Raw genomic sequence first — 23,903 nt, 5'->3', positions numbered from 1 at the left:
GGACTGATCGAAATGGCAGAGCGAATGCATCCGGTGCTCGTCGTCGGCGCGGGACCGACCGGGCTGACCATGGCGAACGAGCTGGTGCGGCACGGCGTACCCGTGCGAGTCATCGATCGCGCGCCGACGGCGGCCACGACGTCGCGGGCGCTGGTCGTCATGCCGCGGACCCTGGAGATCTTCGACGACATGGGGGTGGTCGACGCGGCGCTCGCGGCCGGCAACCGCGCGCCGGGCCTCAGCCTCATGTTCGGCAAGGACAAGAAGGGGCAGGACAGGAAGGTGTACATGGACCTCGCCGACCTGCTGACGGGCCCGCGGAACCACACCGCCTACTCCGCGCTGCGCACCCTGTCGCAGACCGACACCGAGCGGCTGCTCGCCGAGGCGCTGGCCGAGCGGGGCGTCGACGTCGAGCGCGGTGTGGCCCTGACGGACCTGACCACGGACGGTGACACCGTGACCGTGTCGCTGCGCACCGAGGACGGGTCGACCGAAACGGCTCCATACCGCTGGGTCGTGGCGTGCGACGGCGCGCACAGCGCGGTGCGCAAGGCGATCGGCATGCCGTTCGAGGGCTCCACCTACCCCGACGAGTTCATCATGGCCGACGCCGAGCTCGACTGGGAGCTCCCGGACGGCGACCTCTACACGTTCCCCAGCCCCGCGGGGATCTTCGCGGCCTTCGCGATGCCGGGCGAGCACAGGTTCCGCATCTTCGGCAACGTCGCGACCGGTCCCGAGGGGCCCCGCGAGTACAGCGAACCCACCCACGAAGAGTTCCAGGCGATGATCGACGAGCGTGTGCCCTACCCGGCCAAAGTCGTCCAGGAGTACTGGGTGACCCGCTACCGGGTGCACCGGCGCGGGGTGCCTCGGTATCGCGACGGGCGGGTCTTCCTGGTCGGCGACGCGGCGCACGTGCACAGCCCGGCTGGCGCCCAGGGCATGAACACCGGCATCCAGGACGCCTACAACCTGGCGTGGAAGCTCGCCCTGGTGGTGCGCGGCATCGCCGAGGAGCCGCTGCTGGACAGCTACCACGCCGACCGGCACCCGGTGGGCGTCCGCCTGCTGAAGACCACCGACCGGATGTTCGGCGTCATCGCCGGCCAGAGCCGGCTCGCGAGGATGGCCCGCGGCCGGGTGGCGCCGGAGCTGGCCAGCCGGCTGCTGACCCGGGACAGGGTTCGCCGGGGGCTGATCGGCATCCTCGCGCAGCTGCGGCTGAGCTACCCGGACAGCCCGCTCAACGCCGAGAGCGGCTCGGACTGGGGCGACGCCCCGGCGCCGGGTGACCGGGCGCGGGAGGCCGAGGTGCTCATCGACGGCGAGCCGGGCCGGGTCCACGACGTGCTGCGCGGCACGCAGCACACGGTGCTGCTGTTCACCGGTCTGGACGAGCACGCGCGGCCGGCCGTCGAGCTGTGCCGGATCGCCGAGCGGATCGAGCGGGCCTACCCGGAGCTGGTGACGGCGCGCGTGGTCAGCGCGGAGCGCTCCGCCGACCGGCCGCTCGCGCTCGGCGACCCGGACCGGTCGGCGCACCGCCAGTACGGCGTGGAGCGGGCGAGCGCGTTCGTCGTCCGGCCGGACGGCCACGTCGCCTACCGCGGCCACCCGGTGGACGCCGACGCGCTGCTGGCCGACCTGGCGGCCCGGCTGCCTGGCGCGTCAGCGGGTGATCGGTGATCCGAGGTACCGATTTGGGATGGTCAAGATCAGCACGACCTAGGCTAAAATCGGCCTGCTTGCCTCCGTAGCTCAGTTGGATAGAGCGGGTCACTTCTAATGACTAGGTCGCGGGTTCGAATCCTGCCGGGGGCACCACAGCAGAGGGCATGGGGCGGCGGAAAGGTGATGCCGGCGCTCCCTCGGAAGCGCCGGCATCACGGTTGGCTCAGTTCTTCCCGTGGGTCAGTTCGTCACGCGGAAGGTGGCGTCGCTGCGCCCCGTCGTCGTGGTGATCGGGTCCAGCCGCAGCTCGTACGCGTAGTGCCGGATATAGCGGTCGGGGAAGTTGTACGACTGGAACGACGACCAGGTCGAGTCGGCGAGGCCGGCGACCTTCCGGAAGGTGGCGTCCGCCGCGAACTGGGCGGTGCCGTCGTTGTAGACCAGCTGGAAGTCGTAATTCGAGTGCCGCAGGAAGTACCCAGGCATGTTGACCGACTCGAAGGAGACGGTGCCCGTGCCCGCCAGGCCGGGCCTGAGCCGGAACTGGGCATCTTCGGCGGGGCTGACGCCGGGGTCGATGCGCACGTCGAAGTTGGTGTGCCGCACGTACCGGTCCTGGAAGTTGTACGACTGGAGCCGATTGGCCGCGGTGTTGGGCCAGCGCGCCAGCACGCGACTCTCCTCGGCGGACGTCAGGTTCAGGATCCAGCCGTGTCGCTTCTTCGTGCCGCCCATGTTGTAGCTTCCCGAAGCCGGGATCTGGTAGGAGGCGGGGTCGGACGGGTTGGTCGTCACCACCGGCAGGTACCCGCGTCCGGAGGCGTACTGGTCGACGTAGAGGGCCCATTTGTTGGTGCCGTTGAACTTCATCCACATCGGGCCTTCGACCTGTGCTCCGGTCAAACCGATGCCGGAGAGGTTGCCGAGGTTCGTCCACGTCCCGAGGATCGAGTTGCTGCCCTCGAGGGTGATCTGGCCATCGCCGGAGGCACGCACGTAGCGGTAGTTGCCGACTCCCGAGGGCATCTCGACGATCTGGGTGTCGATGATCTCCTGGCTGCCGGGGCGCACGATGTAGGGCTGCGGCGTGGTGATGGTGCGGAAGTCGCTGGTGCGGGCGTAGTAGATGCGGTGCTTCGTCGCACCGTTGAGGGGCACGTTCGTCGCCCAGTACAGGACGTAGTCGTTGGTCGCGGGGTTCCAGATCGCCTCCGGTGCCCAGGCGTTGCGCCCGTCCGGGATCGCGCCGGCGACGTTCAGCAGCCGCGGCTGCGACCAGGTCACCAGGTCCGTCGACTCCCACACCACGAGGTTGCGGCTGCCGTTGTTGATGGACCCGGCCCAGTCCTGCCCGCAGCCGATGCACAGGTCGGTCGCGATGATCCAGTACTTGCTGCCGTCAGGAGACCTCACGAAGGCGGGGTCGCGCACACCTCTCGTGCCGACCGTGGAGCGCAGGACCATGCCGCCACCGTTGAGGTCGTTCCAGTGCAGGCCGTCCGTGCTGTGCGAGAGGTACATCTGCTGGTTGGTCGACCCCTCCCCGGTGAAGTGCACCATCAGGTAGCCGGGGTCGGCGGCGGCGGCCCGCTGCGGTGCGGTCAATGCCTGGCCGGTGAAGAGGAGGCAGAGGGCGAGCAATAACGCCGACAACCGGGCGTGACGTAGGGATAGGGACATGGACATCTCCTGTCGTTCTTGCGGGTAGGACCAGGTGATGTCGGCGCTCCTCGGAGAGCGCCGACATCACCTGGGGTCAGTTCGTCACACGGAAGGTGGCGTCGCTGCGCGCCGTCGCGGTGGCGATCGGGTCGATCCGCAGCTCATACGCGAAGTGCCGGATGTAGCGGTCGGGGTAGTTGTATGACTGGAAGGACGACCAGCTCGGGTCGGCCAACCCGGCGACCTGGCGGAAGGTGGCGTCCTGGGCGAACCTCGTGGTGCCGTCGTTGGCGTCCAGCCGCAGCCGGTAGAAGGAGTGCCGCAGGTAGCGGGTCGGCTGGTTGAGGGACTGGAAGGAGACGCCGGAGGGGTCGGCCAGCCCCGGCACCAGCTTCCATTGCGAGTCGGTGTAGGGGTCGAACGGGTACGGGTCGATGCGGCCGAGGGAATCGACCTGCCGCCAGTATCGGTCCGGGAAGTTGTAGGACTTCAGCCGGTTCCAGGCCGGCTTTCCCCACTTGGCGACCATGTTGTCGTACACCGTCTGGGGGATCGGCTTGATGTCGGCGTGCTTGGAGTTCAGCGGCTGGGTGTAGACGCGCCGGTCGGTGGCGGTCCAGGTGCCGGTGGAGAGGTGGTTGGTCTGCCAGGCGTAGAACAGCGCGTTGGCGTCGCCCCACAGGTACCAGGTGCCGGCGGCCTCGGCGAGGATCGGGCCCTCGATGCCTCCCTGCGGCGCCAGGCCCGAGGTGAACTGGGTGAAGCTGCCAGGATTGAGCGAGGTGGACTTCGCACCCGTGAGGCTGTTGTGGCCTTTGTAGTACAGGTAGTTGACGCCGTTCACGTCCTTCGCCAGCGTGCCGTCGATGATGTCGTAGCCCGGGTCGAAGAAGACCTGCGGCGACGTCACGGTCTGGAAGTCCGTGGTGTAGTTCACCATGATCACGTTGTGGCCGCTGCTGTTCACGGCCGAGTAGATGAGGGCGTACTGGCCGCGGGAGGCGTCCCAGAAGGCTTCGGGCGCCCAGGTGTGCGTGGCCATGTCGTGCAGTTTCAGCAGGCGGTAGTTGTCGAAGGAGCGCAGGTCGGCGGAGTCCCAGACGTGGATGTACGGGCTCTTCTTGGTCCAGTCGGTGCCCTTCAGGTTGGTCGCCATGACGACGTAGGTGCCGTCCTGCTTGGGCAGGATGAAGGGGTCGCGCAGACCGCCGTCGCCGGCGGTCGGGGTCACGACGGGGTTGTTCTGGTTCAGCGGCATCCACTGCAGCGCGTCGGTGCTGACCGCGAGGTGCAGGCCGTAGTCCGTGCCGAGGTTTGTAGGTGACTGGGTGAAGTAGGCCATGACGAACGGGGAGGTCGTCGCGGCGCTAGCGGACTGGCTGCCGAGGGTCAGGGCGCCGGTCATGGACAGCGGCACGGCCGCGGCCATGCCGAGGAACAGCCGGCGCGACGGGAGGGGTGTTGCGCTCATCTGGTGCCTCCGGGGCGTAGGAGGTGCGGGCGGATGGAGAACCCGTGGGCGGCCCCGGCCCGGAGCCGCCCACGGGTACGGTCCCTCGTCAGTTCCAGGGAGCCGCGGTGAGCCAGCTGGTGTCCTGGGCCCACGACGTCGTGTTGTCCCAGGCGTTGGTGCCGCCGTTGCTGGCGATGTAGGCCGTGTAGTTGTAGTGGCGGAGGTACTTGGTCGGGAAGTTGGAGGACTGGAAGGAGGTGCCGACGCCGCTGTTGCCCGCGGTGGGGCAGAAGGTGGCGTCCTTCGCGAACGCGCTGCCGCCGTCGTCGAAGTTCAGGTTGAGCTGGTAGTTGAAGTGGCGCAGGAACTGGCCGGGCTTGTCGACGGACTCGAAGGACAGGCAGGAGGTGTTGGCCAGGCCGGCGCGGACTATCCAGGTGGCGTCAGCCTTGTCGGTGGCCGAGCTGGCGGAGGTGATGTTGGAGATGACGACCCTGGTGTCGGCGTCGTTGTGGCGCAGGTAGTGCGAGGTGCAGCAGGGCGAGGTGGTGGCCCGCAGGGAGATCCGGGAGCCGGGGGTGAGTGTTCCGGTGCTGGTCGAGCCGCTGCTGTAGCCGGCGGCGGTGATGTTGGCCTGTACGGCGTTCTCGGTGGCGTCCGAGGGGTAGCCCGAGGTCATGACGCCTTCGTAGAAGGTGCCTTGGGCCCACTTGCTGTTGTCACCTCCGATGCCGAGGATGATCGCGCCTTCCTTGTGCATCGGGTTGTAGCCGGTGGCGGTGGGGCGTATGCCGTTGTAGAAGGTGGACAGGCTGCCCGACTGGGCGTCACCGCCGCGCAGTGCCCACTGGTTCGCGCCGCCCTTGAGCATGGCGGTCAGGAACCGGTTGTTGACGCTGGGGTCACCCGCGTTGAATCCGCGGTTGACGCCGGAGAACAGGCCGTTCTCCAGGTCGGCCATGATCCAGGGGCCGTTGCCGCTGCCCCAGCCCCAGCCCTTGTTGTTGCCGAAGTAGAGGGCCTCCATGTGGCCGTTGCCTGTGTCCAGGTTGTTGGTCTCGGCGTTGCCGTAGTCGAAGCAGCAGCCGCCGTTGAAGTGCTGGCCGTTGAAGATGGCGTACATGCCCTCGGGCTGGTCGCCGGTGGCGATGCCGTTGGTGTTGTTGTTGCGGTAGCCGGTGCCGGGGGCGACATAGACGCCGTACGCCTTGTGCCCGCCCACGGTGACCGGCGCTTCGACAGCGTTGGCGAGGTTGTCCGGCCCGCCGGCGGCTCCGCCCCCGGGTGCCTGGGTGAGGTTGTTGTGCTTGGGGGACTGGTCGTAGATGACGGTGATGACGCAGCTGGTGTTCGCGCAGAAGGAGTCCTGCTGCGCGGCGTCGGCGACACCTCCGGCGGTCAGCAGGCCGATGTCCTTGGTCGCGCCGTCGGAGGCGCGCTTGACCTGGTAGAGCGGGCCGTTGTACGCCCCGTACAGGGCGCGGGTGGTGCTGTGCGCGGCGACGCAGGGGGTGTTGCCCGCGGCGTAGATGTCGCACGGCCCCTGGGTTGCGGCCTGCGAGGGGGCGGCCGTGGCGGTGAGCAGGCCGGCGGCGAGGGCGGCAGTGGCCCCTGCCGCCAGCAGCGCGCTGACGCGGCGCATCCACTGTTTCTTGATCATGAAGAACTCCTATGCAGAGTGGAGCGGGAGGTGAGTGGAAATCCCGGGTGCCGCCATCACGGCGGCAGCCCGGCCCGGCCGGTAGCTCCGGGGCCCGGCCAAGGCGGCGGGCGCCGTGGCCGGAGTTTGTTGGGTCCGCCGCCGGAGCGGCGGACTCCGCAGAGCGCTCACGGTGAGGCCTCACCGTGAGACGGTCGGGTCAGCTCGTCACGCGGAAGGTGGCGTCGCCGCGCCCTGTCGTGGTGGTGATCGGGTCGAGCTTCAGGTAGTAGGCGTAGTGGCGGATGTAGCGGTCGGGGTAGTTGTACGACTGGAAAGACGACCAGGTGGAGTCGGCGAGGCCGGCGACCTTGCGGAAGGTGGCGTCCGCGGCGAACTGGCTGCTGCCGTCGTTGTGGACGAGCTGGAAGTGGTAGTTGGCGTGCCGCAGGAAGTAGCCGGGGTGGTTCACCGACTCGAAGGAGACGGTGCCGGTGCCGGCCAGGCCTGGCCTGATCCGGAACTGGGAGTCCTCGACGGGGCTGACGCCGGGATCGATGCGCACGTCGAAGTTGGTGTGGCGCACGTACCGGTCCTGGAAGTTGTACGACTGGAGCCGCTGGGCAGGGGTGTTGGGCCAGCGTGCGAGCACGCGGCTCTCCTCGGCGGCCGTGAGCGTCGCGATCGCGCCGTGGCGCTTCGGGGTGCCGCCCATGTCGTAGCCGGCCGGATCCTGAAGCCGGTAGGTGCTGACGTCGAACGGGTTGGTGGTCAGGATCGGCCGGTACTCGCGGACGCCGTTCGCGTTGTTGTGGTCGATGTAGAGGGCCCACTCATTGCGGTCCCGGAACTTCATCCACACCGGGCCTTCGACCACGTTGCCGGTGAGGCCGATGCTGGAGAGGTTGCCGAGGTTGGTCCAGGTTCCCAGGATCGAGTTGCTGCCCTCGACGTTGTTCTGGCCGTCGCCGGAGACTCGCAGGTAGCGGTAGGGGCCGGTACCGGCGGGCACCTCAGTCATCTGGGTGTCGACGACGTGCGTGCCGCCGGGGGGATCGATCCAGATCTGCGGCGTGGTGATGGTGCGGAAGTCCTTGGTGCGGGCGGAGTAGATGCGGTACTTGAAGATGCCGTTCACCGTGGCATTCGTCGCCCAGTACAGGACGTAGTCGTTGGTCTCGGGGTTCCAGATCGCCTCCGGCGCCCACGCGTTCTTTCCGCCGGGGATCAGTCCTGCGGCGCTGAGCAGCCACGGCTTCGACCAGGTCACCAGGTCTGTCGACTCCCACACCACGAAGTTGGGGCTGCCGTCGGTGTACGTCGAGCCGCAGCGGATGCACAGGTCGGTCGCGATGATCCAGTACTTGCTGCCGTCGGGGGACTTCACCAGTGCGGGGTCGCGCACCCCCTTCGTGCCGATCTTGGAGTTCAGGACCGGCGCTCCGCCGTTGAGGTCGTTCCAGTGCAGGCCGTCGCTGCTGTGCGCGAGGTACAACATCTGACCGGTCGCGGAATCGCCGGTGAAGTGCACCATCAGGTAGCCGGGGTCGGCTGCGGCGGCCCGCTGTGGTGCGGTCAGGGCCTGGCCCGTGAAGAGGAGGCAGACGGCGAGCAAGATCGCCGACAGCCGGGCGTGACGTGCGGACATAGACATCTCCTGTCGATCTTTGCGGGTAGCGGACGCCGGTGTGGAGTCGGCCGGTGCGCTGCCGGACGTCCGCCCGGCGCCGGGCGGTGGTTCAGTAGCCGACGTGGAACGTGGCGTCGGCGGCGAACCTGGCGGTTCCGTCGTTGGGGGCCAGGACTACTTCGAATCCCCGGTGCCGCAGGTACCGACCAGGGAAGTTCATCGATTGTGGTTCGCGCGGAAGCTGTAGAGCAGCCGGTCGACGTCGATGAACCGCAGGTAGGACAGCGTCCGGTTCTGGTTGTCCATCCACCGGCTCGCCGTCAACCGGACCTGTTCGAGATCGAACGGAACGCCGAGACGCCGATGTCGTCACGGACCGGCGGAAGCGCCGCGGCCCTCGCGACCGGGGCGAACGAGGTGAACGCGGCTGGCGAGGCAGCCGCGAAGGCGGCGACCCCTGCGGCCTGCAGCAGCCCGCGGCGGCTCAGGTCTGAGGATGACATGATTCTCCTTTGAATCGGCAGCTCCCGCTGCCACAAGACAACGGCAGGCACGCCTTTGTGCTCGTCAAGATGAAGTGACCGACGACGGCCGTTGGCGTCGATCGGGTGAGGCAGGACAACGCCCGGTTCTGCGATCTCAGTACGCAGGGGCGCCGCGTGGGTCAGCGCCGGGTTCGTCGTAGGGCGCGGCCGGGATATCGCATTGTTGACAACCTCTCCGTCGGGGTCGTATGCGGTCCGAAAAACTGGGGTCGAAGGATGTGAGCGCTAACAACTCGGCTGGCGAAACGACCCCGATGTCCGATTGGTGTGGCGTTAGTCAACTGCCCTGTCGGCGTGCTGTCAACGCGTTTGGTGCGCCAAACGCCAATGAATCGTGTCAACGGTGTTAGCGCTCACACCGGGCCGGAGAAAATGCCGGCCGGGGCGGGGTCCTGTCACCGCCACGGCCGGCTCGTCGGCCACCGACTCAGCGCGGCTTTTACAGGGCGGAGGCCCGATAGGTGTGCCCGCCCTTGCCGGCCAGCTCGATCAGGTCGGTGGCGACCTTCGCGGTCCTGGCCCGCCCGCCCCGGGTGGCGTCGCGCACCGCGAACCGGCCGGCGAAGAGCTCGCCGCGCAGGGTGACGGTGCCGTCGCGGTCCGGGGTGATCCGGTACTCCTCGGCCTGCCCGTCGCTCCACGTCGCCCCGACGGTATGGCCGCCGCGTGCCCGGAGGCCGTCGACGGTGCCGTCCGGCCACGCCGGCGGCAGCGCGGGCAGCAGGTGCACCTCGCCCGTGTGGCTCTGCACCAGCATCTCGGCGATCCCCCCGGTGGCGCCGAAGTTGCCGTCGATCTGGAACGGCGGGTGAAGGTCGAACATGTTCGGGGCCAGCCGGGCGGGCGTGACCAGGTACTTGATGAGGTCGTGGGCGCGCTGGCCCTCCTCGAGCCGCGCCCAGAAGTTGATCTTCCAGGCCAGGGACCAGCCGGTGCCGTCGTCGCCGCGGAGCTCGAGCGTCCGCTTCGCCGCCTCGAAGAGCTCCGGGGTGCCGCGCTTGGTGATCTGGTTGCTGGGATGCAGGCCGTAGAGGTGCGAGACGTGGCGGTGCGTGCGCTCGGTCTCGACCCAGTCGTGGAGCCACTCCTGGATGTTGCCGCGCGAGCCGATCGCCATGGGGGCCAGGCGCTCCCTGGTGGCGAGCACCTCCGCACGGAAGTCGGCGTCGATCCCGAGAACCTCGCTCGCCTGCGCGCACCCGGTGAACAGGTCGGTGAGGATCTGGTTGTCCATCGTCGGGCCGGCCGCGACGCTGACGTCGGTGTGGTGGCCGAGCTCGGGCGAGTTCGACGGGTTGGTGACGAGATAGCCGAGGTTCGGCTCCTCCACCAGCGTGTCGAGGAAGAACTGCGCCGCGCCGCGCATCGCGGGGTAGTGCTCGCGGAGGAAGCCCACGTCGCCGGTAAACCGGTAATGGTCCCAGATCGTCGTGGCGAGCCACGCCCCGCCCGTCTGCCACATCCCCCAGACCGCGCCGTCCACCACTGACGTGCCCCGCCAGCCGTCCGTGTTGTGGTGCGTCACCCAGCCGCCCGCGCCGTACTGCACCTCGGCCGTGCGCGCGCCGGTGATCGCGAGGTCGTCGATCATCGAGAACACCGGCTGGAAGCACTCGGACAGGTTCGTCGTGTCCGCCGGCCAGTAGTTCATCGGCAGGTTGGCGTTGATCGTGTACTTGGAGTCCCACGCGGGGAACAGCTCGTGGTTCCAGATGCCCTGGAGGTTCGCCGGCTGCGTGCCCGGCCGCGACGACGAGATCAGCAGGTACCGGCCGTACTGGAACAGCAGCGCGGAGAACTGCGGGTCGTCGACGGCGGCGTGCTGGGCGATCCGGACGTCGGTCGGCTGGTCGGCGGCCGCCGTGCGCCCGAGGTCCAGCGTCGTCCGGTCGAACAGCTCCTTGTACTCGGCCACGTGCCGGTCGCGCAGCTCGTCGAACGACCTGCCGACGGCGGCCTCGAGATGGCGCGACGCGATCCCCCGGTAGTCGCCGCCGACGTCGGTGTGGTCCACGTAGCTGCTGCCGACCGAGACGAGGAGCACCACGCTGTTGGCGCCGTCGACGGTCAGCCGGCCGTCCGCGCTGCGCACGCTCCCGCCGTCGGCGACGACGCGCGCCGACGCCAGGAACCTGACCTGGCCGGTGATCCCCTCCTGGTCGCTCGAGATCCCGTCCAGCGCGATCGTCGCGGCGTCGGGGCTGGCCGTCGTGGTCCGCTGGGGGCTGTCGAACGCGGCGGTGAACGAGACGGACTCGGGCGCGTCGGCGGTCAGCCGCATGACGACCACCTGGTCCGGTGAGCTGACGAACGTCTCCCGGCGGTAGTGCACGCCCCCGACGACGAAGCTGGTCAGGGCCGTGGCCGTCGTCAGGTCGAGCTGCCGGTAGTACTCGGTGGCCCCGCTCGTACCGGGCACGGTGAGGCGCAGGTCGCCGACGGTCTGGTAGGCGAGCTGGCCCACCGGGTTGCTGAGCATGTGCTCGTTGATGAGGTCCTGTGCCTCGGCCCAGCGGTCCTCGAAGACGAGCCGGCGCACCTCGGGGAGCGCGGCCAGCGCCTCGGGGTTCGCGGAGTCGTGCGGCCCTCCGGCCCAGATCGTGTCCTCGTTGAGCTGCAGCCGCTCGGTCCCCGGGTTCCCGAAGACCATGGCGCCCAGCCGGCCGTTGCCCAGGGGCAGCGCACGGAGCCAGTCGTCGCCCGCCGGCTCGTCGTACCAGAGCGCCAGGTCGCCGGCCGCCTGGACCTCCGGTGGCGGAGCGGACGACGCCCGCGCGGCCGCCGTCCACTGCAAGGGCAGCACCAGGCCTCCCGCGCCCGCCGCACCGAGCTTGATGGCTTGCCTTCTTGTCACGTCTGGCATCTGGTCCTCCGTTGGACGTCGTCAGCGCGAGCGGCTCGCTCCGCGAGCCAGGGCGGCGACAAATCTACAAAGATATGACGTATCGGGTCAACCGCTCGGCGTTCGCTGGGGCAAATCGGCCCTGGACGGTACGTCTGGTGACCCAAACATCCAACCTTCGGAGCCCGGAGCCCCGGACCTGCTGCGGCACCGGCTTACCGGTTGCGGAGCGGGTGCCGACCGTCCCGCAGCACGCACCAGCCGTAGGTTCTTCCCCACCAAGTGCTGTGTACGGCTTGGCAGAACGATCATGACCAATCAGGATGAAGCCGTGACTCCAGGAACACGCTCCGCAGTGCTCGGCCGTCGGGGTGGTGTGGACCCGAACGTTGCGGAGCAGCTCGGCTTCACGGTGCACGACGTCGTACGGGATCTGCGCCGCGACGTCGCCGCCGCGACCCTGCCCCTTCCCATCGACAGTGCCGAAGAGGCCGAGGCTTCCCGCGGACGACTCCTGGCGCAGCTCGACGAGCACCTGCTGCCGCGCCTCGCCGAGCTGTCCAGCCCCGCCGTCGTCGTCCTGGCGGGCTCGACCGGCGCCGGCAAGTCCACCCTGTTCAACAGCCTGCTGCGCGAGGAGGTCTCCGAGGCGGGCGTGCTGCGGCCCACCACCCGCGAACCCGTGGTGGGCGTGCACCCGCGCGACGTCGACACGCTCACGCCCGGACCCGTCACCGAGCTGGCCCGGCTGGTCAAGCACGAGGGCGTGCCCCGCGGCACCGCGCTGATGGACGCGCCCGACCTCGACTCGTTCCTGTCCGAGAACCGCTCCACCGCCCACCAGCTCCTCGAGGCGGCCGACCTCTGGCTGTTCGTCACCACCGCCGCCCGCTACGGCGACGCCCTGCCGTGGCAGGCGCTGGACCGCGCCAAGGAGCGCGGCGCGAGCGTCGCGATGGTGCTCAACCGGGTGCCGAAGGAAAACCTGACGACCATCCGCGGGGACCTCAACACGCGGATGAAGGAGCGGGGCATGAAGGACGTCCCGCTGTTCATCGTGCCCGACGTCGGGCCGCACGAAGGACTGCTCGAACCCAAGCTGGTGGAGCCCATCCAGCGCTGGCTCAGCCTCATGGCCGGACCCGAACGCTCCCGCACGATCATCCTGCGCACCCTCAAGGGCGCGCTCGGCGCGCTCCCCGACTGGGTCATGGGGCTCGTCGCCGCCGTGGAGAAACAGGGGACCGCCGCCTTCGACCTGCGCAACGCCGTCGAGTCGGTGGTTCCCGACGAGCAGCTCTCCGCGCGCGCCGCCGTCCTGTCCGGAGCGGCCGGCGAGGGCACGGTCGCCGCGAGGTTCGCAGAGATCGAGAGCGCCCACCGCATCTCCAGGGTCACCGTCCGCGACGGCATCGCGCGCACCACCAAGCGCGCGGGCAAGGCCCGCGAGACGGCGCTCGCGCGGCTGCGCGAGGAGATCGAGGCCACCGCCGCACGCGCCTTCGTGGCCGCGGGCGTCCGCACCGAGGAGCGGCTGCGCGACACCCTGGCCGGCCCCGGCGCCCTGCCCGCCGGCGAGACGATCCTGCCCTCCGGCCCCGACCACGCGCAGCAGCGGCTCGTCCACGGGCAGGAATCCGCCGCCGACTGGTCCCGCGTGGCCGACGACCTCGTCGGGCGCATGGACGCCCCCGCCGCCGACAGCGCCGAACCCGACGCCGCGGCCCGCGCCGCGGGCGCCCGCAAGGCGTTCGGGGACACGGGCCTGGCCACCCTCCTGCTCGGCACCGCCCTCGGGAACGAGGACTCCGCACGGCTCGTCGACCGCGTGCTCGGCGAGACCGCCGGCGACGCCATCGAGGAACTTCAGGCGGAACTTGCCGACAAGGTGGCGCTAGCGGTTGCGGAAGAGGCCCGTTCTGTCCAGAGTGCCCTTGACGTCCCCGCCTTAGCCGACGACGCGGCAGCTCCCCTCCGCGTGCGGCTGGCCGAGCTCAGGAGGTTGACATGACGAGCCACGACGCGACTCTCAGCGCTCGCACCGAAGACCTCGGCCGCGCGCTCCAGATCGCCGGATCCCGCCTGGACGACGCCGTCTTCGGCAAGGTCGCCAGCTCCGTCGCCGGCGTGCGCGAACGGCTCGCCCTCGGCGTCGACCACACGGTCGTGGCGCTCGCGGGCGGCACCGGGTCGGGCAAGTCGAGCACGTTCAACAAGATCTCCCGCCTCACGTTCGCCGACGTCGGCGTGAAACGCCCCACCACGGCCAAGGTCACCGCCTGCTCGTGGAGCGACGACGCCACGCAGCTGCTCGACTGGCTCGGCGTGGAGCGCGAGCGCCGCATCAACCGGGCGGCCGAGCTGGACGCGGCGGACGAGGCGAGCCTCGCCGGGCTGGTGCTGCTGGACCTGCCCGACCACGACTCGGTGGCGCCGGCGCACCGCGAGGTCGTGGACAAGGTGCTGCCGCTGGTCGACCTGCTCGTGTGGGTGGTGGACCCGCAGAAGTACGCCGACGACGCCCTGCACACCGGCTACCTGCGCGACACGTCCGGCATGCAGGCCTCGACGGTGGTGGTGCTCAACCAGATCGACACCGTGCCCGTGGGGCAGCGCGACAACCTGGTCAACGACGTGAAGCGGCTGCTACGCGACGACGGCCTGGACAACGTCCCGGTGGTCGCGGCGTCGACCAAGACGGATATCGGCATCGCCGACCTGCGCGGGCTCCTCGAGCAGACGGTGGCGCGCCGGTCGGTCTCGGCAGGACGCGCCGCGGGCGAGCTCGACGCGGCGGCGGCGCTGCTGCTGGGCCAGACCCCGGCCGAGGTGCCGTGGCACATCGACACGGTGCTCGAGCGCGAGGTGGACGCGCTGGCGCGGGCCGCGGGCCTGGAGTCGGTGGCGGCGCAGGTGGGCGCGGCGGTGCGCAACGGGTACGGCACGCCGGAGTTCCGCGCGCCCGACCCGGACTCGATAGCGCTGTCGCGGTCGCGCTGGCTCGCCGGTTCCGGGGAGTCGCTCAAGCCCGGCTGGCTGCGGTCGCTCGCCACGAGCGTCGGGAGCGCCGACGACCTCGCCACAGCGATGGGGACGGCGCTGCAGGGCATCACTCTCGACACGCGCGGCCCGACGACGCAGCGCCTCACCCGTCGGCTCGCCCTCGGGGCCGTGCTGCTCGCCGTCGTGCTCGGGATCGCCACCGTGCTGGCCTCGGTGGGGATTCTGCCGGCGGGGGAGACCTGGACCACGGTGCTCGGGGTGCTCGCCGTCGTCGCGGCGGTGGCGGCGCTCGCGGTGTTCCTCGTGGCGATGCAGATACGTCGCGCGCTGGCCGCACGACGGGCGCAGGGCGTCATCGCGTCGGGCAGGGCCGCCCTCGAACGCGTGCTGCAGCAGACCCTCGGCGTCCCCACCCAGAAGTTGCTCGACGAGCACCGCGCGGTGCGCGAGCTCGCACAGAGTGCGCGCGACGACGGACCCTCCGCACCACTTCGGCTGGAAGAGAACGCGACCACAGGCGGTCATTTCCCGGTTCCGTCCACAGGCACCGTCCAGCTGTCGGACCTGCGCATCGCTCGCGCCTGATGCTGGGTACGGACCGGCCGCTGGGGCTGGTCCGGGACACCCAGGAGGCCTGAAATGAACGACGTCACGGTGACCGTGTCGGGCAACACCGGCAGCACGCCGGTGCTGCACCTGAACGCGGCCAAGAATCTGGAGTGGACCACGTTCCGCGTGGCCACCAGCCGGCGCTACATGAACGAGAACGGCGACTGGACCGACGGCCCGACGCTGTGGTTCACGGTCAAGGCCTGGCGGGCGGCAGCGGCGAACGTGGTCGAGTCGGTGCACAAGGGCGTCCCGGTGGTCGTCACGGGCCGGCTCGACGTCGACGAGTGGACCGGCCCTGACGGTCAGCAGCGCACGGGACTGGTGATCCACGCGACTGCGGTCGGCGTCGACGCGACCCGCGGCAAGGTCGGGTTCACGCGCGTGGTGCACCACGACACGGTGCCCGACGGCGCCCCGGTCACCCGGGTGGGGAGCGGCGAGCTGGCCGCGGCTCGCCCGGGCGACGCCGACCCGTTCGCGCTCGACGCCCTGGCGTCCGGGAGCGCCGGCGACGTCCGGGGTGACGAGGACGACCCGGGTGACGACGCCGGCGTCGGGCAGCGCGAGCTGGTGAACGCGTAGGCTGGGGCCAGTCGTGCTCCGCGGTTCGCGGGTGCCGGGGGACAACCTCCGCGCAGGGATTCCCCGGCACCCGCTCCGCGTGAGCGCACCCGTCCGAAGTACCTACTGTGAACGGTGGAACACAGGCAGTGGCTGAGTACATCTACTCCATGTATAAGGCGCGTAAGGCGCACGGCGACAAGGTCATCCTCGATGACGTGTCGCTGAACTTCCTGCCCGGCGCGAAGATCGGCGTCGTCGGACCGAACGGTGCCGGTAAGTCCACGATCCTCAAGATCATGGCCGGGCTGGACCAGCCCTCGAACGGTGAGGCACGCCTCTCGCCCGGCTACAGCGTGGGCATCCTGCAGCAGGAGCCGCCGCTGAACGAGGAGAAGACGGTCCTGGGCAACGTCCAGGAGGCGGTCGGCGAGATCCTGGCCAAGAAGGCGCGGTTCGACGAGATCTCCGCCCTCATGGCGGAGCCGGACGCCGACTTCGACGCGCTGCTGGCCGAGATGGGCACGCTGCAGGAGGACATCGACGCGGCCGACGCGTGGGACCTCGACTCCCAGCTCGAGCAGGCGATGGACGCCCTGCGCTGCCCGCCGCCGGACGCCGACGTGACGGTGCTCTCCGGTGGTGAGCGCCGCCGTGTGGCGCTGTGCAAGCTGCTCCTGGAGAAGCCCGACCTGCTGCTCCTGGACGAGCCCACCAACCACCTCGACGCCGAGTCCGTGCTGTGGCTCGAGCAGCACCTCGCGTCCTACCCGGGCGCCGTGCTCGCCGTGACCCACGACCGGTACTTCCTCGACCACGTCGCGGAGTGGATCTGCGAGGTCGACCGCGGGCGCCTCTACCCGTACGAGGGCAACTACTCGACGTATCTCGAGAAGAAGGGCGCGCGCCTGGAGGTCCAGGGCAAGAAGGACGCCAAGCTCGCCAAGCGCCTCAAGGACGAGCTGGAGTGGGTGCGGTCCAACGCCAAGGGCCGCCAGACCAAGTCGAAGGCCCGTCTGGCCCGGTACGAGGAGATGGCCGCGGAGGCGGACCGCACCAAGAAGCTCGACTTCGAGGAGATCCAGATCCCCGCGGGCCCGCGCCTGGGCTCGCTGGTGCTGGAGGCCGACAGCCTGCAGAAGGGCTTCGACGACCGCGTACTCATCGACGGCCTGTCGTTCACGCTCCCGCGCAACGGCATCGTCGGCGTCATCGGCCCGAACGGCGTCGGCAAGACGACGCTGTTCAAGACCATCGTGGGCCTGGAGCCGCTCGACGGCGGCGAGCTCAAGATCGGCGAGACCGTCTCGATCTCGTACGTCGACCAGTCGCGCGGCGGCATCGACCCGAAGAAGACCCTGTGGGAGGTCGTGTCCGACGGGCTCGACTTCATCAAGGTCGGCAACGTCGAGATCCCGTCGCGCGCGTACGTGGCGTCGTTCGGGTTCAAGGGCCCGGACCAGCAGAAGCCGGCCGGCGTGCTCTCCGGCGGTGAGCGCAACCGCCTCAACCTGGCACTGACGCTCAAGCAGGGCGGCAACCTGCTGCTGCTCGACGAGCCCACCAACGACCTCGACGTCGAGACCCTCGGCTCGCTGGAGAACGCCCTCCTGGAGTTCCCGGGCTGCGCCGTCGTGGTCTCTCACGACCGGTGGTTCCTCGACCGCGTGGTCACGCACATCCTGGCGTACGAGGGCACCGAGGAGAACCCGGCGAGCTGGTACTGGTTCGAGGGCAACTTCGAGTCCTACGAGGCCAACAAGGTCGAGCGTCTCGGCGCCGACGCGGCCCGCCCGCACCGGGTGACCTACCGCAAGCTCACCCGCGACTAACACGTTGAGTGCTGGATATTCGCCCTTTCGGAGAGTCGGAAGGGTGAATGTCCAGCACTCAACAATGCACGCGGTGAGTGCTGGAAAAGGGTGAAATATATTCATTCCTTGCTGTAACGTGATATCTCCGACAAGATGCCGCAGTGAGTCCTGCCCTGCGGCCCGGATGGCGTGACCTGCCGCCTCCGCTGAAAGAACGCATCAACCACCTGCTCGGCGCCCGCGTGATCGCCGCCAGCAACCCCGGCGACTCGGGGATCCTGCCGGTCGCGCAGTTCCAGGTGCAGACCACGCAGGGCAACGCCTTCATCAAGGCGCTGGGCACGGATCAGCCGGGCACGCTGAGCTTCCTGCGCCAGGAGATCGCCCTCTCGCCGCTGCTGCCCGAGGCCGCGCTGCATCCGGAGCTGCTGTGGTCGCTCGACGAGGTGCTGCCGAACCTCGGGACGTGGGTGGCGGTCGGCTACTCGATGCGGGCCGACGTGCGGCCGATCGACCTCTCCTGGCCGGAGGAGGAGGTCGCGACCCTGGTCCGGGTCGTGCGGTCGATCGGCGAGATCGAGGCGCCCGACGACCCGATGTTCCTGCCGGAGGAGAAAGCCTTCCCCGTGAACGCGTGGGAGATCCTGGCGGACACGCGGCCCGCCGGGCTGGCGAACCACTCGCCGTGGCTGGCGGGACGCCTCGACGGCCTCGCCGAGATCGCCTCGCACGCCCCCGACGCGATTGCGGGCAAGAGCCTGCAGCACGGCGCACTGCGCGTGCAGAACATTCTGCTGCCGGCGGTGCCGGGCGCCCAGGCGCTGATCGCGGACTGGATCCGGGGCAGCGTGGGCGCTCCGTACCTCGACCTGGTGTCGATGCTGCTGCACGCCCGGATCAACGACGGGCCGCCGCCCGAGGCCACGCTGCGCCGGTACGGGCTGCCGCCCGGCACCGAACCTGACGCCGTGACCTGCTGGATCGCGGTGCTCGCCGGACACTACGTGAAGTCGTCGATGGAGCCGCCGCCCACCGACCTGCCGGCGTTGCGCTCGTACCAGCACCAGCTCGCCCAGGCCGCCGTGGCGTGGCTCAAGACCCGGCTCGGCTTCTGACCCCCGGCGGGCTTGCGACCCACGGCGAGCCGAGAAGATCCCGGCATATGGATTGTGGTTTGCGGGTGAAAGCCCTGTTGGGCACACTCCGGCCATGAGTGCTGTTCGGCGGCCAGCATGGTCCGATCTCCCCCCTTCCGTCCGTTCCCGCGTGAGCGAGACCATGGGGGGACTGGTGATCGGCTCCGCTCCGATGAGCGGGACCGAGCCGTCCGGCGCGCTGGAGGTGCTGCAGACGGCGTCGGGCCGGTCGATCGTCCGCGCGGTGGGGCCGGAGGCCCCGCTGACGCAGGACCGGCTGGCCGCGGAGGCGGCCTCCGTGGCCGCGCTGCCCGACGACGTCCCGACCCTCCCGCGCGAGTGGTTCGTCGACGAGGTGCTTCCCGGGGCCGGCCGCTGGGTGGTGCTCGGCTATCGCAACGAGCCCATCCGCTCGCCGCACTACCCCTGGGACGATGCGGACCTCGCCGCGGCGGTCGAGCTGGCCATCCAGATCGGCACGATCGAGGCGCCGGCGGGGCTGCCCGACGTGCTCGACCAGATCGACGTCGGCGCGTGGGCCACCATCGCGGCCATGCGGCCGGCCGGCCTGTCCGCCTTCACGCCCTGGCTGACCGGCAAGGTCGACCACCTCGCGGAGATCGCGACCTACGCGGACGAGGCGATGTCCGGCAAGAGCCTGGTGCACGGCGCGCTGAGCCGAGAATCGATACTGATCACCGACCACGGCTGGGACGCGACCAGCGCCCACGCCGTCGACTGGTTCATGCCGTCCCACGGCGCGCCGTTCCTCGACGTCGTGCTCCTCCTGCCCTACCTGCGGGTCGACGGCGCTCCGCCGCCCGAGGCGGTCCTGGACCGGCACCCGCTGCCCGATGTCGACCCCGAGGCGCTCACCTGCGCCGTGACGGTCACCGCCGGTGCGCTCGTGCTCGAGTCCATGCGACCGCCGCAGCCCGGCCTGCCGCACGGGCGCGCCGCGCAGCGCGAGGTGGCGCACGCGGCGCTCGAGTGGCTGCGCACGCGCCTCGGCGGCTGACCTCTTCGCGACACGGCCGAGCCTGACCTGGGCGGTTGCGGCAGACTGTGCGCCATGACCGACAAGCCCGACGACGACGCGGCACCCGGCGACGGAACCGGCCTGGCCGGCGCGCTCGAGGTGCTGCGCGCCCGGCTCGGCGCGCTGCGGCTGCCGCTGGAGACGTCGGGCGCCCAGGCGGCGCGCACCGAGCTGCGCCGGGCCACGGACCAGCTCGACGACTACCTGCTGCCGCGGCTGCGGTCGCAGAAGGCGCCGCTGCTCGTCGTGGTCGGCGGGTCGACGGGCGCGGGCAAGTCGACGCTCGTGAACTCGATCCTCGGGGAGCGGGTCACGCTGCCGGGCGTGCTGCGGCCCACCACCAAGGCGCCGGTGCTGGTGCACCACCCGCTGGACGCGCGCTGGTTCTCCACGGACCGGGTGCTGCCGGGCCTGGCGCGGCACTCGGTGTCGGGCGGCACGGCGTCGGGCGTGCCGGCGTCGGGCAGTGCGGGGCCCTGGAACGCCGCGCAGGCGGCGGCCAAGGCCGGCGCGCAGGCCGGTGGGACGCCGTCCGAGCCCAGCCGCACGCTGCGCCTCGTGCCGAGCGACTCGCTGCCGAAGGGCCTGGCGCTGCTGGACGCGCCGGACATCGACTCGGTCGACACCGCCAACCGCGAGCTCGCGGCGCAGCTCCTCGGTGCGGCGGACCTGTGGCTGTTCGTCACCACGTCGGCCCGCTACGCGGACGCCGTGCCCTGGGACCTGCTGCTGCAGGCCTCGGCGCGCAAGGCGCAGGTGGCGATGGTCCTGGACCGCGTGGACCCGGGAGCCGAGGCCACCGCCGGCGACCTGCGGGACATGATGGTGGAGCACGGCCTGGCCGACAGCCCGCTGTTCGTCATCGCCGAGGCCGAGCTCGTCGACGGGATGCTCCCGGAGGACGGCGTCGCGGAGGTCTCACGCTGGCTCACCGGGCTGGGCGGCGACGCCCAGGCGCGGCAGCGCGTCATCGCCGCGACCCGCGACGGTGTGGTGGACTCCCTGGTCCTGCGAGCGGCCGAGCTGGCCGACGCCGCCGACGAGCAGCGCGCCGCCGACACCCGGCTGCGGCACGTCGTCGACCGCGCCTACGCGGACGCGGCGGCCCACGTGGCGGCGGCGACGTCGGACGGGGCGCTGCTGCGCGGCGAGGTGCTCGCCCGCTGGCAGGACTTCGTGGGGACCGGCGAGTTCTTCCGCGCGATCGAGGAGGGCATCGGCCGGTTCCGGGACGCGGTGACGGGGTTCTTCCGCGGCAAGCCCAAGGAGGCGCCCCAGGTCGAGCAGGCGATAGCCCACGGCCTGGAGTCCGTGGTGCTGGACGCCGCCGAGGAGGCGGCCGAGCGCTCCTACCAGGCGTGGCGGGGCGACGCCGCGGGCGCGGCGCTGCTGGAGGGCCTGGAGCTGTCGCGGACGCCGGCGGCGCTGCGCGCCGAGGTGGGCGGGCAGATCCGCGGCTGGCAGGGCGACGTCCTCGAGCTCGTCCGCGAGCAGGGCGAGTCGAAGCGAGGCAAGGCCCGTGCGCTGTCGTTCGGCGTGAACGGCCTCGGCGTCGCGCTGATGATCTTCGTGTTCGCCTCGACGGGCGGGCTCACCGGCATCGAGGTCGGCATCGCCGGCGGGTCGGCGGTGCTGGCCCAGCGGCTGCTGGAGGCGGTGTTCGGCGAGGACGCCGTCCGCCGCCTCGCCCTGCAGGCGCGCGACCGGCTGCGGGCCCGCATCCAGGCCGTGATGGACGGGCAGGCCGCCCGGTACACCGCGCAGCTCGACGCGCTCGGCTCCGCGGAGACGACCGGCGCGGGCGTGCGCGCCGCCGCCGACGCCGTGGGCTCCGCCGCCGCGGCCGAGCGGCGGTCGCGCCGTGCCGCCGAAGCGGGACCCGACTCCGGGCCGGACGCCGCGGCGCCGGCCGAGGACCTCACCGAGAGCCGCGGTCTGCGGGGCGTCCGCCCCCGGACCGCCGGCGACAACCTCACGAAGGGCCGCCCCGACCTGGCCGGGGAGCCCGGCAGGAAGGGCTTCTGGAAGCGGCTGTTCGGGGAGGGCGACCGATGAGCCGCCTCGACCTGGCGGACCGCACCAACGCCCTCGACACCGCCGTCCAGGCCGCGGAGGGCCGCATCGAGCCCGCCCTTCTGGACGAGGCGCGCGCCGTCGTCACCCGGGCGCGCGAGCGCGGCGGGCTGTCCGCCGAGCACACGGTGGTGGCGCTGGCCGGCGCCACGGGGTCGGGCAAGTCGTCGGTGCTCAACGCTGTGGCGGGCGCGGCGATCGCGCAGCCGGGGGTGCGGCGTCCGACGACGTCCCACCCCATGGCCGCCGTCTGGGGCGAGGGCGCGGATCCACTCCTGGACTGGCTGGGGGTCGGACGGCGGCACCAGGAAGGGGCCGCGACGGGCTCGACCGGGCTGGTGCTGCTGGACCTGCCCGACCACGACTCGATAGTGACCGAGCACCGCGTGCGCGCCGAGCGCCTGGTGCAGCGCGCCGACCTGCTGGTCTGGGTGGTCGACCCGCAGAAGTACGCGGACGCCGCCCTGCACGAGGGCTTCCTGCGCCCCCTCGCGGGCCGCGCCGAGGTGGTGGTCGTGGCCCTCAACCAGGCCGACCGTCTGACGCCGGACGAGACGTCGGCCATGCTCGCCGACCTCAAGCGCCTGGTGGTCCAGGACGGGCTGGCCGGCGCGCGCGTGCTCGCCGTCTCGGCGAAGACCGGCCAGGGCATGGACGACCTGAGGGGCCTGCTGGCGAAGGCGGCAGCGAAGCGCGAGGCCGCCACGGCACGGCTGGCCGCGGACGAGCGGGCCGTCGCGCAGAAGATCGTCGACGTGTGCGGCACGCCGCCGCCGCACGCGGGGAGCCGGGCTCGCGGCGACCTGGTCGCGGCCCTCGAGCTGGCGGCGGGGGTGCCGACGGTGGTCGACGCCGTCCGCGCCTCCGCCCGGCGCGACGCGCGCGCGGCGACCGGCTGGCCGCTGACCCGCTGGGTCGGGCGGCTGCGCAGGGACCCGCTGCGGCGGCTCGGGCTGCGCACGACGGACCGGGAGCACCGGGCGCCGTCGGGTCGGGAGGACCTGGTCCGTACGTCGCTGCCGACGGCGCGGCCCGCCGTCCGGTCCGCGGCGGCGTCGGCGGTGCGGCGCTACGTCGAGGAGGTGACGCGCGGCGTCGCGGACCCGTGGGTCCTGGCCGCGCGCTCGCGCGGGCAGGCGGGGATCGACCAGCTGCCCGACGCGCTCGACCAGGCCGTGGCCGCCACCCGGGTCGAGGCGTCCCGGCGTCCGGTCTGGTGGTCGCTCGTCAACGTGGTCCAGTGGTCCCTGATCGCCGTGGTGGCCGCGGGCCTGCTGTGGCTCCTCGTGCTGTTCGGCTTCGCGTACCTGCAGCTCCCGCCGCCGCCGACCCCCGTGCTGACGCTGCCAACCTGGTCGGGCGGCGACGGGGTCGTGTTCCCCGGGGCGCCGTCGCAGGGCACCGGCGACGGCCTCGGCGTCGACCCCTTCCGGATCCCGTGGCCCACGCTCATGGTGCTGGGCGGGCTGGCCCTGGGCCTGCTGCTCGCGCTGGTCTGCCGCGTGTTCGGCGCCCTCGGCGCCCGACGCCGCGCGATGGGCGCCCGACGCCGCCTGCGGCAGTCCGTCGGCGTGGTCGCCGACCGGCTGGTGCGCACGCCGGTGGGGGAGGAGCTGTCCCAGCTCGCGAGCTGCCGGACGGCGGCCACGATCGCCGCAAGCTGAGCTCGCCGCGGTTCAGCGGCGGAAGGTGACTGCGTCCTCCTCGAACTCCTTCCACGCCAGGCGCTCCGCCTCGGTGAGCCGGCGCGGCTGGTTCGTGGCGGCGTCGACGAACACGAGCGTGGTGGTGGCGCGGGCGTAGGGCTCACCGCCCGACGTCGGGCCGGTCTTGGCCATGCCGGCGGCGCCGTCGTGCACCTCGTAGCAGACCTCGGCGCTCGCGCCGCCGATCCGGCCGAGCCACATCTCCACGCGCACCGGCGTCCGGGTGAACAGCAGCGGCCGCAGGTACTCGATGCGCTGTCCGGCCACGAGGGTGTGGGAGTCGGCGTCGGGGCCCGTGGGGACCACCGCCGTCGGCCAGGCCTCGCCCTCCGGCGCCTCCGGGTGCTGCCAGAAAGCGGTGATCCGGGCGTCCTCCAGCAGGCGGAACATCGCGACGTTGTTGACGTGCGCGTACGCGTCGAGGTCGGACCAGCGCAGCGTGACGGGGACGTGGAGGCGTGTCATGGCCCTATCTTCCCTCGGCGTTCGCCACCAGAAATCGCCGAGTAGT

At 71.1% G+C, this 23,903-nt stretch carries 17 protein-coding genes and 1 tRNA gene; 10 read left to right on the top strand and 8 right to left on the bottom strand.

Annotated elements, in window-relative coordinates; genetic code table 11:
* Positions 1-12: 12 nt before the first annotated feature.
* Both ACFT2C_RS03370 and ACFT2C_RS03365 read left to right on the top strand, forming a co-directional pair.
* Positions 13-1,692 carry an FAD-dependent monooxygenase gene (locus ACFT2C_RS03370; RefSeq protein WP_377205596.1) on the top strand — a complete coding sequence of 560 codons (1,680 nt, stop codon included), beginning with the start codon at positions 13-15 and terminating at the stop codon, positions 1,690-1,692.
* A gap of 61 nt (positions 1,693-1,753) precedes the next feature.
* Positions 1,754-1,830 (top strand) — tRNA-Arg (locus tag ACFT2C_RS03365).
* An 87-nt stretch (positions 1,831-1,917) separates the two neighbouring features.
* On the opposite strand, the gene ACFT2C_RS03360 is transcribed toward ACFT2C_RS03365, so the two are convergent.
* The 7 genes from ACFT2C_RS03360 to ACFT2C_RS03330 form a co-directional block, all read right to left on the bottom strand.
* The gene (locus ACFT2C_RS03360) at positions 1,918-3,357 is read right to left on the bottom strand and encodes a glycoside hydrolase family 43 protein (protein ID WP_377205595.1); all 1,440 of its coding nucleotides are present in this window, start codon (positions 3,355-3,357) and stop codon (positions 1,918-1,920) included.
* A gap of 76 nt (positions 3,358-3,433) precedes the next feature.
* A complete protein-coding gene (locus ACFT2C_RS03355; protein ID WP_377205594.1) occupies positions 3,434-4,810 on the bottom strand; it encodes a glycoside hydrolase family 43 protein in 1,377 nt (458 codons plus the stop codon).
* Positions 4,811-4,898: 88 nt separating this feature from the next.
* Positions 4,899-6,452 (bottom strand): alpha-L-arabinofuranosidase B, encoded by a 1,554-nt coding sequence (locus ACFT2C_RS03350; RefSeq protein ID WP_377205593.1) that lies wholly within the window; start codon positions 6,450-6,452, stop codon positions 4,899-4,901.
* 199 nt (positions 6,453-6,651) lie between these two features.
* Complete coding sequence (locus ACFT2C_RS03345) at positions 6,652-8,079, bottom strand: glycoside hydrolase family 43 protein (RefSeq protein ID WP_377205592.1); 1,428 nt, start codon at positions 8,077-8,079, stop codon at positions 6,652-6,654.
* Positions 8,080-8,170: 91 nt separating this feature from the next.
* Complete coding sequence (locus ACFT2C_RS03340) at positions 8,171-8,281, bottom strand: AbfB domain-containing protein (RefSeq protein ID WP_377205591.1); 111 nt, start codon at positions 8,279-8,281, stop codon at positions 8,171-8,173.
* Positions 8,282-8,381: 100 nt separating this feature from the next.
* Positions 8,382-8,564, bottom strand: coding sequence for a hypothetical protein (locus ACFT2C_RS03335; protein ID WP_377205590.1), 183 nt, complete (start codon positions 8,562-8,564; stop codon positions 8,382-8,384).
* 481 nt (positions 8,565-9,045) lie between these two features.
* Positions 9,046-11,469: a glycoside hydrolase N-terminal domain-containing protein gene (locus ACFT2C_RS03330; RefSeq protein ID WP_377205589.1), complete on the bottom strand. Its 2,424-nt coding sequence runs from the start codon at positions 11,467-11,469 to the stop codon at positions 9,046-9,048.
* Between the two features lie 310 nt (positions 11,470-11,779).
* Here ACFT2C_RS03330 and ACFT2C_RS03325 point away from each other — a divergent pair, with 310 nt between their 5' ends.
* The 8 genes from ACFT2C_RS03325 (at position 11,780) to ACFT2C_RS03290 (ending at position 23,350) form a co-directional block, all read left to right on the top strand.
* Positions 11,780-13,459 (top strand): GTPase, encoded by a 1,680-nt coding sequence (locus ACFT2C_RS03325; RefSeq protein WP_377205588.1) that lies wholly within the window; start codon positions 11,780-11,782, stop codon positions 13,457-13,459.
* Positions 13,456-15,036, top strand: a complete 1,581-nt coding sequence (locus tag ACFT2C_RS03320; protein ID WP_377205587.1) for a GTPase — start codon at positions 13,456-13,458, stop codon at positions 15,034-15,036. The genes ACFT2C_RS03325 and ACFT2C_RS03320 overlap by 4 nt, the downstream gene beginning before the upstream one ends.
* Positions 15,037-15,090: 54 nt before the next feature.
* The gene (locus ACFT2C_RS03315; protein ID WP_377205586.1) at positions 15,091-15,645 is read left to right on the top strand and encodes a single-stranded DNA-binding protein; all 555 of its coding nucleotides are present in this window, start codon (positions 15,091-15,093) and stop codon (positions 15,643-15,645) included.
* Positions 15,646-15,773: 128 nt separating this feature from the next.
* Entirely contained in the window at positions 15,774-17,456 is a 1,683-nt protein-coding gene (ettA, locus tag ACFT2C_RS03310; protein ID WP_377205585.1) for an energy-dependent translational throttle protein EttA, read from the top strand.
* A 143-nt stretch (positions 17,457-17,599) separates the two neighbouring features.
* Positions 17,600-18,553, top strand: coding sequence for a phosphotransferase (locus ACFT2C_RS03305; RefSeq protein WP_377205584.1), 954 nt, complete (start codon positions 17,600-17,602; stop codon positions 18,551-18,553).
* Positions 18,554-18,704: 151 nt separating this feature from the next.
* The gene (locus ACFT2C_RS03300) at positions 18,705-19,592 is read left to right on the top strand and encodes a hypothetical protein (protein ID WP_377205583.1); all 888 of its coding nucleotides are present in this window, start codon (positions 18,705-18,707) and stop codon (positions 19,590-19,592) included.
* 54 nt (positions 19,593-19,646) lie between these two features.
* The gene (locus ACFT2C_RS03295) at positions 19,647-21,668 is read left to right on the top strand and encodes a dynamin family protein (protein ID WP_377205582.1); all 2,022 of its coding nucleotides are present in this window, start codon (positions 19,647-19,649) and stop codon (positions 21,666-21,668) included.
* Positions 21,665-23,350, top strand: a complete 1,686-nt coding sequence (locus ACFT2C_RS03290) for a GTPase (protein WP_377205581.1) — start codon at positions 21,665-21,667, stop codon at positions 23,348-23,350. Before ACFT2C_RS03295 ends, ACFT2C_RS03290 begins: the two co-directional genes overlap by 4 nt.
* 12 nt (positions 23,351-23,362) lie before the next feature.
* Here ACFT2C_RS03290 and ACFT2C_RS03285 read toward each other — a convergent pair whose 3' ends face one another.
* Complete coding sequence (locus ACFT2C_RS03285; protein WP_377205580.1) at positions 23,363-23,857, bottom strand: acyl-CoA thioesterase; 495 nt, start codon at positions 23,855-23,857, stop codon at positions 23,363-23,365.
* Positions 23,858-23,903: the final 46 nt, after the last annotated feature.

This window comes from Promicromonospora sp. NPDC057138 (assembly GCF_042670845.1).
Lineage (GTDB): Bacteria > Actinomycetota > Actinomycetes > Actinomycetales > Cellulomonadaceae > Promicromonospora.
The sequence above is the reverse complement of the archived record's forward strand: the minus strand, read 5'-3'. Positions and strand labels throughout refer to the sequence as shown.

Bases quoted from the DNA above. Each gene is read 5' to 3' on its own strand.
- ACFT2C_RS03360 (WP_377205595.1), bottom strand. From the start codon at position 3,357: ATGTCCCTATCCCTACGTCACGCCCGGTTGTCGGCGTTATTGCTCGCC.
- ACFT2C_RS03345 (WP_377205592.1), bottom strand. From the start codon at position 8,079: ATGTCCGCACGTCACGCCCGGCTGTCGGCGATCTTGCTCGCCGTCTGC.
- ACFT2C_RS03285 (WP_377205580.1), bottom strand. From the start codon at position 23,857: ATGACACGCCTCCACGTCCCCGTCACGCTGCGCTGGTCCGACCTCGAC.
- ACFT2C_RS03295 (WP_377205582.1), top strand. From the start codon at position 19,647: ATGACCGACAAGCCCGACGACGACGCGGCACCCGGCGACGGAACCGGC.
- ACFT2C_RS03320 (WP_377205587.1), top strand. From the start codon at position 13,456: ATGACGAGCCACGACGCGACTCTCAGCGCTCGCACCGAAGACCTCGGC.
- ACFT2C_RS03330 (WP_377205589.1), bottom strand. From the start codon at position 11,469: ATGCCAGACGTGACAAGAAGGCAAGCCATCAAGCTCGGTGCGGCGGGC.
- ACFT2C_RS03335 (WP_377205590.1), bottom strand. From the start codon at position 8,564: ATGTCATCCTCAGACCTGAGCCGCCGCGGGCTGCTGCAGGCCGCAGGG.
- ACFT2C_RS03355 (WP_377205594.1), bottom strand. From the start codon at position 4,810: ATGAGCGCAACACCCCTCCCGTCGCGCCGGCTGTTCCTCGGCATGGCC.
- ACFT2C_RS03315 (WP_377205586.1), top strand. From the start codon at position 15,091: ATGAACGACGTCACGGTGACCGTGTCGGGCAACACCGGCAGCACGCCG.
- ACFT2C_RS03340 (WP_377205591.1), bottom strand. From the start codon at position 8,281: ATGAACTTCCCTGGTCGGTACCTGCGGCACCGGGGATTCGAAGTAGTC.
- ACFT2C_RS03290 (WP_377205581.1), top strand. From the start codon at position 21,665: ATGAGCCGCCTCGACCTGGCGGACCGCACCAACGCCCTCGACACCGCC.
- ACFT2C_RS03370 (WP_377205596.1), top strand. From the start codon at position 13: ATGGCAGAGCGAATGCATCCGGTGCTCGTCGTCGGCGCGGGACCGACC.
- ACFT2C_RS03350 (WP_377205593.1), bottom strand. From the start codon at position 6,452: ATGATCAAGAAACAGTGGATGCGCCGCGTCAGCGCGCTGCTGGCGGCA.